This window comes from Pseudomonas sp. YQ_6, from assembly GCF_043103245.1.
Classification (GTDB): Bacteria; Pseudomonadota; Gammaproteobacteria; order Pseudomonadales; family Pseudomonadaceae; genus Aquipseudomonas; species Aquipseudomonas alloputida.
In genome coordinates this window covers 20651-37446 of sequence record NZ_JBICJR010000035.1, presented here as the reverse complement: position 1 = coordinate 37446, position 16796 = coordinate 20651, and the positions used below count along the sequence as shown (strand labels likewise).

The 16796-nt window shown below is 63.4% G+C and carries 14 protein-coding genes; 8 read left to right on the top strand and 6 right to left on the bottom strand.

The genetic code is table 11. From position 1 onward, the window contains the following. The 5 genes from ACF8FG_RS11390 to gatC form a co-directional block, all read right to left on the bottom strand. Positions 1-1044 (bottom strand): calcium/sodium antiporter, encoded by a 1044-nt coding sequence (locus ACF8FG_RS11390; RefSeq protein ID WP_064492408.1) that lies wholly within the window; start codon positions 1042-1044, stop codon positions 1-3. 60 nt (positions 1045-1104) lie between these two features. Next, positions 1105-1479: a septal ring lytic transglycosylase RlpA family protein gene (locus ACF8FG_RS11385; protein WP_003255170.1), complete on the bottom strand. Its 375-nt coding sequence runs from the start codon at positions 1477-1479 to the stop codon at positions 1105-1107. A 126-nt stretch (positions 1480-1605) separates the two neighbouring features. After that, on the bottom strand, positions 1606-3051 hold the full coding sequence (gatB, locus tag ACF8FG_RS11380; protein WP_003255169.1) for an Asp-tRNA(Asn)/Glu-tRNA(Gln) amidotransferase subunit GatB: 1446 nt from the start codon (positions 3049-3051) through the stop codon (positions 1606-1608). 11 nt (positions 3052-3062) lie between these two features. Continuing rightward, complete coding sequence (gatA, locus tag ACF8FG_RS11375; protein WP_004574465.1) at positions 3063-4514, bottom strand: Asp-tRNA(Asn)/Glu-tRNA(Gln) amidotransferase subunit GatA; 1452 nt, start codon at positions 4512-4514, stop codon at positions 3063-3065. Between the two features lie 15 nt (positions 4515-4529). Beyond that, positions 4530-4817, bottom strand: a complete 288-nt coding sequence (gatC, locus tag ACF8FG_RS11370; RefSeq protein WP_003255165.1) for an Asp-tRNA(Asn)/Glu-tRNA(Gln) amidotransferase subunit GatC — start codon at positions 4815-4817, stop codon at positions 4530-4532. A 205-nt stretch (positions 4818-5022) separates the two neighbouring features. Here gatC and mreB point away from each other — a divergent pair, with 205 nt between their 5' ends. The 8 genes from mreB to tldD all read left to right on the top strand — a co-directional run bounded on the left by mreB (position 5023) and on the right by tldD (position 16128). Further along, complete coding sequence (mreB, locus tag ACF8FG_RS11365) at positions 5023-6060, top strand: rod shape-determining protein MreB (protein WP_003255163.1); 1038 nt, start codon at positions 5023-5025, stop codon at positions 6058-6060. Between the two features lie 166 nt (positions 6061-6226). Further along, positions 6227-7279, top strand: a complete 1053-nt coding sequence (gene mreC, locus ACF8FG_RS11360) for a rod shape-determining protein MreC (protein WP_079732573.1) — start codon at positions 6227-6229, stop codon at positions 7277-7279. Beyond that, positions 7279-7767: a rod shape-determining protein MreD gene (mreD, locus tag ACF8FG_RS11355; protein ID WP_003255161.1), complete on the top strand. Its 489-nt coding sequence runs from the start codon at positions 7279-7281 to the stop codon at positions 7765-7767. The genes mreC and mreD overlap by 1 nt, the downstream gene beginning before the upstream one ends. Before the next feature lie 32 nt (positions 7768-7799). After that, complete coding sequence (locus ACF8FG_RS11350) at positions 7800-8411, top strand: nucleoside triphosphate pyrophosphatase (RefSeq protein ID WP_064492410.1); 612 nt, start codon at positions 7800-7802, stop codon at positions 8409-8411. A gap of 53 nt (positions 8412-8464) precedes the next feature. Further along, the gene (gene rng, locus ACF8FG_RS11345; RefSeq protein ID WP_010952135.1) at positions 8465-9922 is read left to right on the top strand and encodes a ribonuclease G; all 1458 of its coding nucleotides are present in this window, start codon (positions 8465-8467) and stop codon (positions 9920-9922) included. A gap of 82 nt (positions 9923-10004) precedes the next feature. Continuing rightward, a complete protein-coding gene (locus ACF8FG_RS11340) occupies positions 10005-13826 on the top strand; it encodes a YhdP family protein (protein ID WP_392518788.1) in 3822 nt (1273 codons plus the stop codon). 8 nt (positions 13827-13834) lie between these two features. After that, positions 13835-14686: a carbon-nitrogen hydrolase family protein gene (locus ACF8FG_RS11335; protein ID WP_014589818.1), complete on the top strand. Its 852-nt coding sequence runs from the start codon at positions 13835-13837 to the stop codon at positions 14684-14686. Positions 14687-14688: 2 nt separating this feature from the next. Continuing rightward, positions 14689-16128, top strand: a complete 1440-nt coding sequence (gene tldD / locus ACF8FG_RS11330) for a metalloprotease TldD (RefSeq protein ID WP_318081778.1) — start codon at positions 14689-14691, stop codon at positions 16126-16128. 57 nt (positions 16129-16185) lie between these two features. On the opposite strand, the gene yjgA is transcribed toward tldD, so the two are convergent. Next, positions 16186-16707 carry a ribosome biogenesis factor YjgA gene (gene yjgA, locus ACF8FG_RS11325; protein WP_003255152.1) on the bottom strand — a complete coding sequence of 174 codons (522 nt, stop codon included), beginning with the start codon at positions 16705-16707 and terminating at the stop codon, positions 16186-16188. Between the last annotated feature and the right edge of the window lie 89 nt (positions 16708-16796).

Here is a 16796-nt window from a genome sequence, read left to right as displayed (position 1 = left end):
TCAATGCTGCCTCCGCCAGGCACGCACGGTGGTGTACAGCAACACTGTAGCGAGCACCGGCAGTACATAGAACAGCATCAATCGCTCCAGGCGGCCAGCCAGCGGCATACCCATGGTAAAAGCCGCCACATGAAGGCCGTAGGCCAGGTACAGGCAAAGAAACACCAGGCCTTCGGCGCGAGTGATGCGGTAACCGGAATAGAACACTGGCAGGCTCAGTACGGCAACGCCGAGCATTACAGGCAGATCGAAAGACAGCGCGTTAGGCGAGATCGACAGGGGTTCCGGGGTGATCAGTGCGGTCAGGCCCAGTACGGCCAGCAGGTTGAACAGGTTGCTGCCGATCACCGTGCCCACCGCGATCTCCCGTTCGCCACGCAAGGCGGCGATCAGCGCAGCGGCCAGTTCCGGCAGGGAGGTGCAGATGGCGACGACCGTCAGGCCGATAATACGCTCGGACAGGCCCAGGTCGGTGGCCACCTCGATGGCAGCTTCCAGTAGCAAGTGGCCCGCCAGGCTCAGCAGGCCAAGGCCGACCAGTATCTGCAGCAGCGTACCTGACCAGAAGCGCCCGGCCCCGGACCTGGCGGCGTCCGGGGCAGGGTAGGTGCGTGCGTAATGGCGCGACTGATGCCAGAGCATTGCCAGGTAACCGGCCAGCCCCAGCAATAGCAGTGCCCCTTCAACCCTGCCCAGATGGGCATTGGCGGACAGTGCATACACCAGCCCGCTGGCAAGGATCATCAAGGGAATGTCCAGGCGCACCAGCTGGCGTGACACCCGCAGCGGGATGATCAGCGCGGCCAGGCCGAGAATGACCAGTACGTTGAAGATGTTGCTGCCGATGACGCTGCCTACTGCCACATCCGGCGCACCCTGGTAGGCGGCCTGCAGGCTTACGGTCAATTGTGGCGCGGTACTGCCGAAGGCCACCAGGCTCAGGCCTATGATCAGCGGGCGCACGTGCAGGCGCTGCGCCAGGCGCAAGGCGGAGCGCACCAGTAACTCGGCGCCGCCGACCAGCAACAGCAGGGCAACGCCCATTTGCAGCAGGCTAAAAGTGGGAAGGGTGGCCAGGTCGAAAATGGTTGGACTCCTGTCGCGTCAGTCGCTAAGCCCTTGTACGCGCACGCGCGCTGTTCCGCTACGGAGCATGCCGATTTTTTCCGCTGCTGCGCGAGACAGGTCGATCAGGCGGCCGCGGGTGTGCGGGCCACGGTCGTTGATGCGTACCACCACACTGCGCTGGTTGGCCATGTTGGTCACCCGTACACGTGTGCCGAAGGGCAGGCTGCGGTGGGCGGCGGTAAGGCCGTGCTGGTTGAACGGTTCGCCACTGGCGGTGCGTTTGCCATGGTGGCGCGAGCCGTAGTAGGAAGCGGTGCCCGTCTGGTCGTAGCCGCGCGGGTCGATGTCATGGCTGGCGCAGCCGGCCAGGAAAGAAAACAGGGCGAGGGTGCCGAGGGAACGTTTTAGCAAGTCAGGTGCTCTCCGGTGCGACCATTCGCGGGTAAATCCGCTCCTACAGGGACCGCTGGCTTGTGTAGGAGCGGCTTCAGCCGCGAACGAGGGCGACGCCCTCGCAGCATTACAGGGGTAAAACCATCACCCTTCGAGCTTGGCTTTGAGCAATTGGTTCACCTGCCCCGGGTTGGCCTTGCCTTTGGAGGCTTTCATGGCCTGGCCGACGAAGAAGCCGAACATCTTGCCGCGCTTGGCCTCATCGGCTGCGCGATACTGTTCGACCTGCTCGGCATTGGCTGCCAGCATTTCGTCGAGCATCTTGTCGATCGCACCCGTGTCGGTAACCTGTTTCAGGCCCTTGCTCTCGATGATGCTGTCGGCATCGCCTTCACCGGCGGCCATGGCCTCGAACACGGTTTTGGCAATCTTGCCGCTGATGGTGTTGTCACGAATGCGCAGCAGCATGCCGCCCAGTTGCGCGGCGCTGACCGGCGCCTGATCGATTTCGACACCCAGCTTGTTCAGCAGGCTACCCAGTTCGACCATGACCCAGTTGGCCGCCAGCTTGGCATCACCACCGATCTTCACCACTTCTTCGAAGTAGTCAGCCTGTTCGCGGCTGGAAGCCAACACGTTGGCGTCGTAGGCCGACAGACCGTACTGAGTCTGGAAGCGCTCGACCTTCTGTGGTGGCAGCTCCGGCAGGCCGGCGCGAATGGTTTCGAGGAAGCTGTCCTCGATGACTACCGGCAGCAGGTCGGGGTCGGGGAAGTAACGGTAGTCGTTAGCTTCCTCTTTGCTGCGCATGGAGCGGGTTTCGTCCTTGTTCGGGTCGTACAGGCGTGTTTCCTGCACGACTTTGCCACCGTCTTCGATCAGGTCGATCTGGCGCTGGATTTCGCTGTTGATCGCGCGCTCGATAAAACGGAACGAGTTGACGTTCTTGATTTCGCAGCGAGTGCCGAACTCGGTCTGGCCTTTCGGGCGGATCGATACGTTGCAGTCGCAGCGCAGCGAACCTTCGGCCATGTTGCCGTCGCAGATGCCCAGGTAGCGCACCAGCGCGTGGATTGCCTTGACGTAAGCCACGGCTTCCTTGGCGCTGCGCATGTCAGGCTCGGAGACGATTTCCAGCAGCGGGGTGCCGGCACGGTTCAGGTCGATGCCGGTGGAGCCGCTGAAGTCTTCGTGCAGGCTCTTGCCGGCGTCTTCTTCCAGGTGCGCGCGGGTTACGCCGATGCGCTTGATGGTGCCGTCTTCCAGCGCGATGTCCAGGTGGCCCTTGCCGACGATCGGCAGGTCCATCTGGCTGATCTGGTAGCCCTTGGGCAGGTCGGGGTAGAAGTAGTTCTTGCGTGCGAACACGTTGCGCTTGCCGATTTCGGCATCGATGGCCAGGCCGAACATGCACGCCATGCGCACGGCTTCCTCGTTCAGCACCGGCAGTACACCGGGCATGCCCAGGTCAACCAGGCTGGCCTGAGTATTCGGCTCGGAGCCAAAGGTGGTAGCGCTGCCGGAGAAGATCTTCGACTGGGTGGCGAGCTGAGTGTGGATTTCCAGCCCGATCACAACTTCCCATTGCATGTGTGAATTCCTCAGAAGCCGTTGGGGGCGCGGGTATGCCAGTCGGTCACCTGTTGGTAGCGGTGCGCGACGTTGAGCAGGCGGCCTTCCTGGAAGTAGGGCGCCAGCAGTTGCACGCCGACCGGCAGGCCGTCGACGAAGCCCGCAGGCATCGACAGGCCAGGCAGGCCCGCCAGGTTGGCGGTGATGGTGTAGACGTCTTCGAGATAGGCGGCAACCGGGTCGCTGCTCTTGGCGCCAAGCTTCCAGGCCGGGTTTGGCGTGGTCGGGCCGAGAATCAGGTCGACATCGTTGAAGGCGGCCATGAAGTCGTTCTTGATCAGGCGGCGGATTTGCTGCGCCTTCACGTAATAGGCGTCGTAGTAGCCGGCCGACAGGGCGTAGGTACCGACCATGATGCGGCGCTGTACTTCAACGCCGAACCCTTCGCCGCGTGAGCGCTTGTACAGGTCGGTGAGGTCTTTCGGCTCTTCACAGCGGTAGCCGAAGCGTACGCCGTCGAAACGCGACAGGTTGGAAGAGGCTTCAGCCGGGGCGATCACGTAGTAGGCCGGAATGGCATGCTGCATGTTCGGCAGGCTGATTTCCTTGACCACTGCGCCGAGCTTTTCCAGCTCTTTGACGCTGGCCTGGACCAGGTCGGCGATGCGTGGGTCTAGACCGGCACCGAAGTACTCTTTCGGCAGGCCGATACGCAGGCCCTGCAGCGAAGCGTTCAGGCTGGCGCTGTAGTCCGGCACCGGTTCTTCGATGCTGGTGGAGTCCTTGGCGTCGAAACCGGCCATACCTTGCAGCAGCAGCGCGCAGTCCTCGGCGGTGCGGGCCAGTGGGCCGCCCTGGTCGAGGCTGGAGGCGTAGGCGATCATGCCCCAGCGCGACACACGACCGTACGTCGGCTTGAGGCCGGTGAGGTTGGTCAGTGCCGCTGGCTGGCGGATCGAGCCGCCGGTGTCGGTGCCCGTGGTGGCGGGCAGCAGGCGCGCGGCCACAGCAGCGGCCGAACCACCGGACGACCCGCCCGGAACGTGCTCGAGGTTCCACGGGTTCTTCACCGCGCCGTAATGGCTGGATTCGTTGGCCGAACCCATGGCGAACTCGTCCATGTTGGTCTTGCCCAGGGTGACCATGCCGGCTTCGGCCAGCTTGGCGACCACGGTGGCGTCATAGGGCGCCTTGAAGTTGTCGAGCATCTTCGAGCCGCAGCTGGTGCGTACGCCGTTGGTGCAGAACAGGTCTTTGTGGGCGATCGGTGCACCCAGCAGCGCGCCGGTTTCGCCAGCGGCGCGACGGGCATCGGCGGCACGCGCCTGAGCCAGGGCCAGGTCGTCGGTGATGCTGATGAAGCTGTTGATCTGCGGGTCGAGCTGTTTGATGCGCGCCAGCAGGGCGCCGGTCAGCTCTTCGGAAGAAAACGATTTGTCGGCGAGTCCGCGGGCGATCTCGGCCAGGGTCAATTGATGCATGGCAGGCTCTATCCCTTACTCGATGACTTTGGGAACCAGGTACAGACCGCTTTCGGTCGACGGCGCGATGGCCTGGTAGGCATCGCGCTGGTTGCTTTCGGTGACTTGGTCAGGACGCAGGCGCTGGCTGGCCTCCAGCGGGTGGGCCAGGGGCTCGATGCCAGTGGTATCGACCGCTTGCATCTGGTCGACCAGGCCGAGAATGCTGTTCAGGGCGTCGGTAATGCGTGGCAGTTCGCCATCATTCAGGCCCAGGCGGGCCAGATGGGCGATCTTTTCCACGTCGCAGCGTTCAAGCGCCATGAGGATCTCCAAGGGAAACAAAGAACGGAATTTGGGTCCGCGGTGAGGAACATGTCAGCTTTCTGGCGGTCTAACGGCCGCGAAATTCTGCTGGCGTGCTCGGAAAAACAGCCAATTTAACATATTGGCTCCTTGCCCAAAATCCCTGCCATTGTTAGAGTTTGCCGCACTTTTTTACCCACGCTTTCCCCAGGGTCACTTTCCCATGTTCAAGAAACTGCGTGGCATGTTTTCCAGCGATCTTTCTATCGACCTGGGTACTGCCAACACCCTTATTTACGTGCGTGAGCGCGGTATCGTCCTGAATGAGCCCTCGGTTGTTGCCATCCGTACCCATGGCAACCAGAAAAGCGTCGTCGCCGTCGGTACCGAAGCCAAACGCATGCTGGGCCGTACGCCCGGCAACATTGCAGCCATTCGTCCGATGAAGGACGGCGTCATTGCCGACTTCAGCGTCTGCGAAAAAATGTTGCAATATTTTATCAACAAGGTTCACGAGAACAGCTTCCTGCAGCCGAGCCCGCGCGTGCTGATCTGCGTGCCGTGCAAGTCGACCCAGGTCGAGCGCCGCGCCATCCGCGAGTCGGCCCTCGGCGCGGGTGCCCGTGAAGTGTTCCTGATCGAAGAGCCGATGGCCGCTGCCATCGGTGCAGGCCTGCCGGTTGAAGAGGCCCGCGGTTCGATGGTCGTCGATATCGGTGGCGGTACCACTGAAATCGCCCTGATCTCGCTGAACGGCGTGGTCTATGCCGAGTCCGTCCGCGTTGGCGGTGACCGCTTCGACGAAGCCATCGTGACCTACGTGCGCCGCAACTACGGCAGCTTGATCGGCGAATCCACCGCCGAACGTATCAAGCAGGAAATCGGCACTGCCTACCCAGGTGGCGAAGTACGTGAAGTCGACGTGCGTGGTCGTAACCTGGCCGAAGGTGTACCGCGTGCCTTCACCCTGAACTCCAACGAAGTGCTCGAAGCGCTGCAGGAATCGCTGGCGACCATCGTCCAGGCGGTCAAGAGCGCCCTCGAGCAATCGCCGCCGGAACTCGCCTCGGACATCGCCGAGCGCGGCCTGGTGCTGACCGGTGGTGGTGCGCTGCTGCGTGACCTCGACAAACTGCTGGCCCAGGAAACCGGCCTGCCGGTGATCGTCGCCGAGGACCCGCTGACCTGCGTCGCCCGTGGCGGCGGTCGCGCCCTGGAGATGATGGACAAGCACGCGATGGACCTGCTCTCCAGCGAGTGATCCCGCTCGCTGTTCACGAGCGCCCGGTTTACAGGTAGTACGTACAGTGCTACCTGTATGCGCTGGGCTGGCGCCCGTTTGGGGCGCCGTATCCGTCAACCCGCAACCAGGCTGGTGCGTTGTTCCATGTCCAATGACCTCCTGAGTCGTCCACGAGGAACGGCCCATTAAACCGCTTTTCTCCAAGGGCCCTTCGCTGGGCGTTCGCCTGCTCGTTCTGGTGGTGATGTCGGTCGCGTTGATGGTTGTCGACGCGCGCTTCGACGTGCTCAAACCCGTGCGCAGTCAGATGGGCCTGGTGCTGATGGAGTCGTACTGGATCACCGATTTGCCACAGCGTGCCTGGCAAGGTGTGGCCGGCCAGTTCGGTAGCCGCACCGAGCTGATTGCCGAAAACGAGAAGCTCAAGACCGAAGCCCTGCTGCTGCAGGGGCGCCTGCAGAAGCTGGCGGCCCTGACCGAGCAGAACGTGCGGCTGCGCGAGTTGCTCAACTCTTCGGCGCTGGTCAACGAGAAGGTTGAAGTGGCGGAGCTGATCGGCGTCGACCCCAACCCGTTTACCCACCGCATTCTGATCAACAAGGGTGAGCGTGATGGTGTGTTCCTGGGCCAGCCGGTGCTCGATGCCCGCGGCCTGATGGGCCAGGTCGTAGAGTTGATGCCCTATACCGCGCGGGTGCTGTTGCTGACCGATACCACCCACAGCATTCCGGTGCAGGTCAACCGCAACGGTCTGCGTGCCATCGCCAGCGGCACTGGCAACCCGGAGCGCCTGGAGTTGCGCCATGTGGCCGACACTGCCGACATCAAGGAAGGCGACCTGCTGGTCAGCTCCGGCATGGGGCAGCGCTTTCCTGCCGGCTACCCGGTGGCCACGGTCAACGAAGTGATCCACGATTCCGGCCAGCCCTTTGCCATCGTCCGTGCCATCCCCACCGCCGCGCTCAACCGCAGTCGCTATATGTTGCTGGTGTTCAGTGACCGGCGTAGCCCGGAGCAGCGCGCCACCGATGCCGCCATTGCCCAGGAAGAGGCTGACCGCAAGGGCGCTGCACCTGCTGGCCAGCCGGCCGCTACCCGTGATCAGGTCGCACCCGCCGCTGGCACGCCTGCCGCGTCGGTCACACCGGCAGCACCGGCCACTCCGGTCGCGCAGCCAGCAGCCCCGTCTGCTGCACCTGCCACGCCGGCCGCACCCGCTCAACCCCGGAGGCAATGATGGCTGCATCACGCCGCAATAACGGCTGGGTCATCTGGCTTACGTTCGCCATCGGCCTGCTGCTCAGCGTTTCCCCCATGCCGCAGTTCATGGAAGTGTTCCGGCCCATGTGGCTGGCCTTGCTGGTGTCGTTCTGGACCCTTGCCGTGCCGAACAAGGTCGGCATGACCACGGCATTCGTGCTGGGCCTTGCCGAGGACGTGCTGTATGGCACGCTGCTGGGGCAGAATGCGCTGGTCCTTACCCTCATCACCTTCTTGGTGCTGTCCCTGCAGCAGCGTCTGCGCATGTTCCCCATGTGGCAGCAAAGCCTGGTCATTCTGGTGATCTTCGGTATCGCCCAGTTGATCCAGCTGTGGCTCAGTGCACTGACCGGCAACCGCCTGCCCACCCTGGCGCTGGTCTGGTCGGCGGTGATCAGCGCCTTGCTCTGGCCGTGGATCAGCTTTGCCTTGCGCGACCTGCGTCGACGCTTGCACATCAACTGACGGCAACGCGCCACTGACAGGGAGATGTCTGCATGACCCCGCTATACCTGGCTTCAGGCTCGCCCCGTCGTCGTGAACTGCTGACGCAGATCGGCGTGCCGTTCATTGTCATCAGTGCCCCGGTCGATGAATCTCCGCTACCCCGCGAAAGCGCCCCTGCCTACGTCGAGCGCCTTGCCCGGGCAAAGGCCGCCGCCGGCCTGGCCAGTGTCGACGGCCCGGCTGTAGTGCTCGGCGCAGACACTGCCGTGGTGCTCGATGGTCGTATTCTCGGCAAACCGGAAAACCGTGAAGATGCCTTGGCCATGCTGGCTGACCTGTCAGGCCGTGAGCATCAGGTGCTGACCGCTGTCGCCCTGGACGATGGCCAGCGTGTGCACAGTTTTTGCGTGACCAGCACGGTGCGCTTTCGCGCCATCAGCACCGATGAAGCGCAACGCTATTGGGCCAGCGGCGAGCCATCTGACAAGGCTGGCGGCTATGCCATCCAGGGGCTGGGTGCGGTCTTCGTCAGCGGCCTTTCCGGCAGCTATTCGGCGGTGGTCGGCTTGCCACTCTGTGAAACGGCCGATTTGCTTGGCCAGTTCGGCATCGCCTGCTGGCAGTCGCTCGCGCATACGCCAGAGGTAACAAACCCGCAGTAGCCAGCAGTGCATACGCCATCCATCATTAGAAGAACCTTTGACGAGAGCCTGCCATGAGTGAAGAGATCCTGATCAACATCACCCCGATGGAGTCACGTGTGGCGGTGGTGGAAAACGGGGTGCTGCAGGAGGTGCACGTCGAGCGCACCCAGCGCCGTGGCATCGTCGGCAATATCTACAAGGGCAAGGTGGTGCGTGTGCTGCCAGGCATGCAGGCGGCCTTCGTCGACATCGGCCTCGAACGCGCAGCGTTTATCCATGCCTCGGAAATCTCCCAGCGCGAAGGCTCGGCGGTAGAGAACATCACCGCACTGGTACATGAAGGCCAGGCCCTGGTGGTGCAGGTGACCAAGGACCCGATCGGCACCAAGGGTGCACGCCTGACCACCCAGCTATCGATTCCGTCGCGTTACCTGGTGTACATGCCACGCAGCAGCCATGTCGGTATTTCGCTGAAAATCGAGGACGAAGCCGAGCGTGAGCGCCTCAAGCAAGTGGTCAGCGACTGCATGGATGGCGAAAACATCAAGGATGCCGGTGGTTTCATCTTGCGCACCGCCGCCGAAGGCGCGCGTGCCGAGGAGATCTTGCAGGACATCCGTTACCTGCGCCGCCTGTGGGAGCAGATTGGCACCCAGATCAAGACCTGCGGCGCGCCCACGGTCATTTACGAAGACCTTGGCCTGGCCCTGCGTACCCTGCGCGACCTGGTCAACCCGAAGATCGAGAAGATCCGCATCGACTCGCGGGAAACCTTCCAGAAGACCACGCAGTTCGTCGGCGAGTTGATGCCGGAAATTGCCGACCGCCTCGAACACTACCCGGGCGAGCGCCCAATCTTTGACCTGTACGGCGTCGAAGACGAGATCCAGCGGGCTCTGGAGCGCAAGGTACCGTTGAAGTCCGGCGGTTACCTGGTGGTCGACCCGGCCGAAGCGATGACCACCATCGACGTCAACACCGGGGCTTTCGTCGGCCATCGCAACCTCGAAGAAACCATCTTCAAGACCAACCTCGAGGCCGCTACCGCCATCGCCCGACAACTGCGTCTGCGCAACATTGGCGGCATCATCATCATCGACTTCATCGACATGGAAGACGAAGATCACCAGCGCCAGGTTCTGCGTACCCTGGAAAAACAACTGGAGCGCGATCACGCCAAGACCAACATCATCGGCATCACCGAGCTCGGCCTGGTGCAGATGACCCGCAAGCGCACGCGGGAAAGCCTGGAACAGGTGCTTTGCGAGCCGTGCCTGGCCTGTCAGGGCCGCGGCAAGCTGAAAACGCCCGAGACCATCTGTTACGAAATATTCCGCGAGATCCTGCGTGAGGCCCGTGCCTATCAGGCTGAAGGCTACCGTGTGCTGGCCAACCAGAAGGTGGTCGACCGCCTGCTCGATGAAGAGTCAGGCAACGTGGCGGAACTGGAAGCCTTCATCGGTCGAACCATTCGCTTCCAGGTCGAGTCGATGTATTCGCAGGAACAATACGACGTGGTGCTGCTCTGAGGCCTTCTGAAACACGCCACTGCATCGTCGCGCTGGCAAAACCGGCACGACGGGCCATCATGGATAAACGACTTGGAGGGCCATGGCCATGGGACGTCTGAACCGCGTTCTTGTTGCTCTGACCCGCTGGGGGTTGGGCATATGTGCCCTGCTGGCCGTATTGGTGGCGCTGTATGTCAGCCTTGGTCGTGAACTGGTGCCGCTGGTAGCCGAGTACCGTGCCGACGTAGAAAGCAAGGCCGAGCAGGCGCTTGGCCTGCCCGTGCATGTCGGTGCCCTGGAAGGGCACTGGAGCGGACTGGCCCCTGTGCTGCGGGTGCGCGACCTGCAATTGGGCGAAGGCACCAAGGCGCTCCGGCTGGACGACGTCATGGCGGTGCCCGACATCTGGGCCAGCCTCACCGCCCGCGAAGTGCGCCTGGCACGCATCCAGCTGGGCGGGCTGCAACTGATCCTTCGCGAGAACGAGCAGGGCGCCTGGAGCCTGGAAGGCCTGCCGAAGAAGGACGACGCGCCGCTGGACCCTGCCGACTTGCTGCAGCGCCTGCGCCAGCTGGGGCGCATCGATGTGTTCGACAGTCTGGTCACTCTGCACCCCTGGCAGCGCGATCCGCTGACCCTGACTTATGTGAGTGCCGGCCTGCAGGCCGGTGCTAAACGCCAGGCCCTGGATTTGCGTGCGACCCTGCCTGACGGCCAGCCCCTGGCGTTGAGCCTGAACAGCCGAATGTCGGCCGAGGCCTGGCGTGATGGCGAGGTAGAAGCCTATGTGAGCCTGCCGCAAAGTGACTGGGCACATTGGTTGCCGCCCCGGGTGTTGGGGCAGTGGCATGCTGACACCCTGCGGGCGGGCGGTGAGTTCTGGATCGGCTGGGGCAAGGGGCAGTTGCAACGGGCCGTCGTAAGGCTCAATGCACCCAGGCTGGAGGGGGCCTATGCCGGGCGCAAGGCTGCCAACCTGAATAACCTCGCTTTGGGCGCCTGGTTCCAGCGCCGGGAGCAAGGCTTCGATGTGGTCGTCGACTCGTTGGCCATGGACCTCGGCAAGGCCCGCTGGGAGTCTCACCTGCAGTTGCAGCAGCGCCCTGGCCAGAGCGCAGCCGATGAAAGCTGGCAGTTACAGGCCGACCGCCTCGACCTCACCCCGCTGACTCCGCTGATCGATGCCCTGGCCCCCCTGCCGGACAAGGTCAAGGATGTGGTCGATGGCTTGAAGGTGACCGGTGCGCTGCGCAATGTGCGCCTCGAGGCCAGGCCCAAGGCCGAGGGTGACCAGCGCCTGCAGTTCGCAGCCAACCTGGAGAAGGTAGGCTTCGATGCTTATCACAACGCCCCGGCGGCCGGTAACGTCAGTGGCAGCATCAGTGGTGACCTGGGCCACGGCGAGCTGCGCCTGGATACCGATGCGTTCATGCTGCATCTGTACCCGATCTTCGCCAAGCCCTGGCATTACCAGAAGGCGAATGCGCGCTTGACCTGGACCTTGGACAAAGACGGTTTCACCCTGATTGCGCCTTACCTCAAGGTGCTGGGCGAGGAGGGCAAGATCGCCGGTGACTTCCTGATTCGCCTGTTGTTCGAGGAAGGCCGCGAAGACTACATGGACCTGCGCGTCGGCCTGACCGAAGGCGATGGCCGCTTTACTGCCAAGTATCTGCCCGAGGTGCTCAGCCCGGCCCTCGACGAGTGGCTGCGCAGCGCTATAGTCAAAGGCGCTGTGGATGAAGGCTACTTCCAGTATCAGGGCTCGCTGAACCATGGCGCATCCCCGCAAGCGCGCAGCATCAGCCTGTTCTTCAAGGTGCATGACGCCGCGCTGGACTTCCAGCCCGGTTGGCCACAGGTGCAGCATGTCGATGGCGATGTGTTCATCGAGGACAGTGGCGTGCGCATCAAGGCCCAGCGAGGCGTGCTGCTCGACACCAAGGTCAGCGATGTGAATGTCGATATCCCGCATGTCGACGGTGACCAGCACAGCCATCTCTACCTGGATGGCGACTTCGACGGTAGCCTGGGTGATGGCCTGAAGATTCTCAAGGAGGCGCCAATCGGCACCGGTGAAATTTTCGCCGGCTGGGAAGGTGAGGGGCCGCTGAAGGGCAAGGTCAAGCTCGATATCCCGCTGGCCCATGGGCAGCGCCCAAAGGTGCAGGTGGACTTCGCCACCCACGATGCGCGCCTGAAAGTTGCCCCGCCAAGCCTGGAGTTGAACCGCCTCAAGGGCGACTTCAGCTTCGACTTCGACAAGGGCCTGAGTGGCAAGGGCATCAGCCTGCAGGCCTTCGGCAAGCCGGTAACGGCGCAAATAACTGCTGAAGGTCAGGCTGGGCAGATGCAGACCCGCATCAATGCCAATGGCCAGGTATCGCTCAAGGCGCTGACTGACTGGCTGCAGTTCAAGCAGGCCTTGCCGGCCTCCGGTGACCTGCCCTATCAGTTGCAGCTCAGTCTGGGGAGCCGGGACAACCGCCTGAGTGTCACTTCCAGCCTCAAGGGGCTGGCCATCGACCTGCCGGCTCCGTTCGGCAAAGCGGCAGCAGATACCCGTGACAGCCGTTTCAACATGAGCCTTCAGGGCCCGGAGCGGCAATTCGATGCTGCCTACGCCGACCTTGCCCGCTTTGCCTATGCTGCACCGGCTGAAAACTTGACCCAGGGCCGTGGCGAGCTAGTGCTGGGCACAGGCGACGCCCGGGTACCTGCCAGCCAGGGGCTGAGGGTACGCGGGCGCCTGGAGACCCTGGACCTGGCCCCCTGGCAAGAGCAGGCGGGCCGGCTGGCGGGGGACGACCCCGGTGGCAGCGCGCGGCAGAACCTGCAAAGCGTCGACCTGAGCATCGGCCAGTTGAAAGCCTTCGGCATGGACCTGAACCAGGCCGTGGTGCGCTTGGACCGGGGCGGCCCGGCCTGGGATTTGCGCCTCGACAGCAAGGAAGTCATCGGTAACGCACGCGTTCCGGATGCCAAGGGCGCGCCGATGGTCGTGCGCATGCAGACCTTGCGGCTGCCTGCCGCCAGCGCCGCTGAACAGCAGGCTGAAGACGGTCCCGACCCGCTTGCCTCGTTCGATCCGCGCAAAGTACCGGCACTGGACCTGAGCATCGACAAGCTCTATCGCGGTGACGATCTTTACGGTAGTGCCGCGATCAAGCTGCGGCCGACCCCACGTGGCGTTACAGCCAGTGATATCGACCTCGACCTCAAGGGGTTGCGCATCGATGGCGGTGGTGGCTGGGAGGGGGAAACGGGCAAAACCAGCAGTTGGTACAAAGGGCGCCTTGACGGCAAGAACCTGGCGGATGTGCTCAGCGCCTGGGGCTTTGCCCCGACGGTGACCAGCCGCGACTTCCGCCTGGACGTGGATGGCCGCTGGCCGGGTTCGCCGGCCGCAGTGGGCCTGAAGCGCTTCTCGGGCAGCATGGATGCGGCGCTGCGCACCGGCCAGTTCGTCGAGGTCGAAGGCAGCGCACAGGCACTGCGGGTGTTCGGCCTGCTCAACTTCAACTCGATTGGCCGGCGCCTGCGTCTGGACTTTTCCGACCTGTTTGACAAGGGCCTGGCCTATGACCGGGTCAAGGGCTTGCTGGTGGCCAGCAGTGGCGTGTACGTAACCCGCGAACCGATTACCGTGACCGGCCCGTCGAGCAACTTCGAACTCGACGGCACGCTGGACATGGTCAGGGACCGGGTCGATGCTGACTTGCAGGTGAGCCTGCCGGTGACCAACAACCTGCCGCTGGCGGCGTTGATCGTCGGCGCGCCGGCGGTGGGCGGTGCGCTGTTCCTGGTCGATCGGCTGATCGGTGACCGCGTGTCACGCTTTGCCAGCGTGCACTACCGTGTCGAAGGGCCGTGGAAAGAGCCTAGAATCACATTTGTGAAACCTTTCGAGAAATCCCGCTAGGAGTACCCATGAAGGCAGCGGTAATCCAGATGGTCAGCCAGGACGACGTGCAGACCAACCTGCAGCGTGCCGGCGCCCTGTTGGAGCAGGCCGCGCTGGGCGGCGCACGGCTGGCGGTGCTGCCGGAAAACTTTGCCGCCATGGGGCGCAAGGATGCTGCTGCCATCGGTCGTGCCGAAGCCTTGGGGGAAGGTCCCATTCTGCCGTGGTTGAAACGCACCGCCCGCGACCTCAAGTTATGGATTGTTGCCGGTACTTTGCCATTGCCACCGTTCGGCCAGCCCGATGCCAAGGCCCATGCGTGCTCGCTGCTGGTCGATGAACACGGCGAGGTGGCGGCAAGGTATGACAAGCTGCACTTGTTTGATGTGGACGTGGCCGACAACCGGGGCCGTTACCGCGAGTCGGATGACTACGCACAGGGTGCTCAGGTGGTGGTGGCTGATACGCCGGTCGGTCGGCTGGGGCTGAGTGTGTGTTATGACCTGCGCTTTCCCGAACTGTACAGCGCGCTGCGCGCGGCCGGCGCGGAGCTGATCACCGCACCGGCAGCTTTTACTGCAGTGACCGGCGCAGCACATTGGGAGGTGCTGGTGCGTGCCAGGGCCATCGAAACCCAGTGTTATCTGCTGGCTGCGGCACAGGGCGGCGCCCACCCTGGACCACGGGAAACCCATGGCCATGCGGCGATCGTCGACCCTTGGGGGCGCATTCTCGCAGAACAGGCGCAAGGTGAAGCGGTACTGCTTGCCGAGCGCGACATTGAAGAACAAGCGTCCATTCGGACGCGCATGCCGGTGGTATCGCACCGGCGCTTTTTTTCGCAGGGCGCGTTGCGGCCTGCGCATACCTCGGAGTGACTATGAGCCAGATGTTATCCACCGTCAGTGAGCAGCTCCTGGCCCCAGGCGGCTTGACCCTGGACAGCCTGCAGAGCGTGCTGGGTGAGTTGGCTGGCCCCGGCATCGATGCCGCCGACCTGTATTTCCAGGGCCAGATCTCGGAAACCTGGGCCCTGGAAGACGGCATCGTCAAAGAGGGCAGCTTCAACCTCGACCAGGGCGTGGGCGTGCGTGCCCAGTCCGGCGAAAAAACCGGCTTCGCCTACAGCAACGCGATCAACCTTGAAGCGCTGACCTCGGCAGCCCGTGCCGCCCGTTCGATTTCCCGTGCCGGGCAAAACGGCACGGTGCAAGCCTTCCGCAGCCAGGAAGTGGCCGCCCTGTATACCGCGGACAACCCGCTGGACGTGCTCAGCCGCGCCGAAAAGGTCGAGCTGCTTAAGCGTGTCGATGCCGCCACCCGTGCCCTGGACCCGCGCATTCAGCAAGTCAGCGTGAGCATGGCCGGGGTCTGGGAACGCATTCTGATTGCCGCCGCCGATGGCAGCCTGGCCGCCGACGTACGCCCGCTGGTGCGCTTCAATGTCAGCGTCATCGTCGAGCAGAATGGCCGTCGCGAGCGTGGCGGGCAGGGCGGTGGCGGGCGTACCGATTACCGCTACTTCACCGAAGAGCGGGTGATGGGCTATGCCCGCGAGGCCCTGCGCCAGGCCCTGGTGAATCTGGAAGCGATCCCGGCACCGGCCGGTACCTTGCCGGTAGTGCTGGGCTCGGGCTGGTCGGGCGTGCTGTTGCACGAAGCGGTCGGCCATGGCCTGGAAGGCGACTTCAACCGCAAGGGCAGTTCGGCGTTCAGTGGCCGCATTGGCGAGAAAGTGGCGTCGAGCCTGTGCACCATCGTTGACGATGGCACCCTTGAAGGCCGCCGCGGCTCGTTGAGCGTGGACGACGAAGGTACCCCGACCGAGTGCACCACGCTGATCGAGAATGGCGTGCTCAAGGGTTACATGCAGGACAAGCTGAACGCGCGCCTGATGGGCATGTCCGTGACCGGCAACGGCCGCCGTGAATCCTACGCGCACCTGCCTATGCCACGCATGACCAACACCTACATGCGAGCCGGCGAAAGCGACCCACAGGAGATTATCGCGTCGGTGAAGAAGGGTATCTACTGCGCCAACCTCGGTGGTGGGCAGGTGGATATCACCAGCGGCAAGTTCGTGTTCTCCACCAGCGAGGCCTACCTGATCGAAGACGGCAAGATTACCGCGCCAGTGAAGGGTGCAACCCTGATCGGCAATGGTCCCGAGGCGATGAGCCGGGTTTCGATGGTCGGTAACGACCTGGCACTGGACAGCGGGGTAGGAACGTGCGGAAAGGACGGGCAGTCGGTACCGGTCGGGGTGGGGCAGCCTACCTTGAAACTGGATGCGATCACCGTGGGCGGTACCGGGGCTTGATGGCTTCGGGAGCCATTGTAGGATCGGGCACGCCCGCTCCTACAGGGCCCCAGTCCGTCAGCGCAACCCGCGCTGCAACTCGTCGAGGTCGCGGATGTACTTGAACACCTTGCGCGCGGCGGCGGGCGGCTTGTTCCGCGCCTTCTCGTGCTGGGCATGGCGCACCAGCGAGCGCAGCTGCTGGCGGTCGGTGTCGGGGTACTCGTTGACGAAGCGCTCGAGGTCTTCGTCGTTACCGTCGATCAACCGGTCACGCCAGCGCTCCAGGCTGTGGAAACGTTCGTTGTACTGGCGAGTCGAGCTGTCCATCTGTTCGAGCAAGGCGTGGATGGCATCGAGGTCTTGCACGCGCATGAGCTTGCCGACGAACGACATGTGGCGTTTACGGGCGCCATGAGCGGTGTGCTTGCTGGCCTCAGCCAGTGCCTTGCGCAGCTCGTCGGTCAAAGGCAGGCGCGCCAAGGTATCGGCCTTGAGCGTGGTAAGCCGCTCGCCGAGTTCGACCAGCGCATGCAGTTCGCGCTTGATCTGGGTTTTGCTTTTTTCGCCGTCGAAGGCGTCGTCGTTTGAATCAACCATGGTGGCAGTCCGCTAGAAATCGCCGCCATGATAACCAGTCGGGGGCCGCTTGTCCGGCCCGGTCGTAGAATGACCCCAAGCCGAACGCA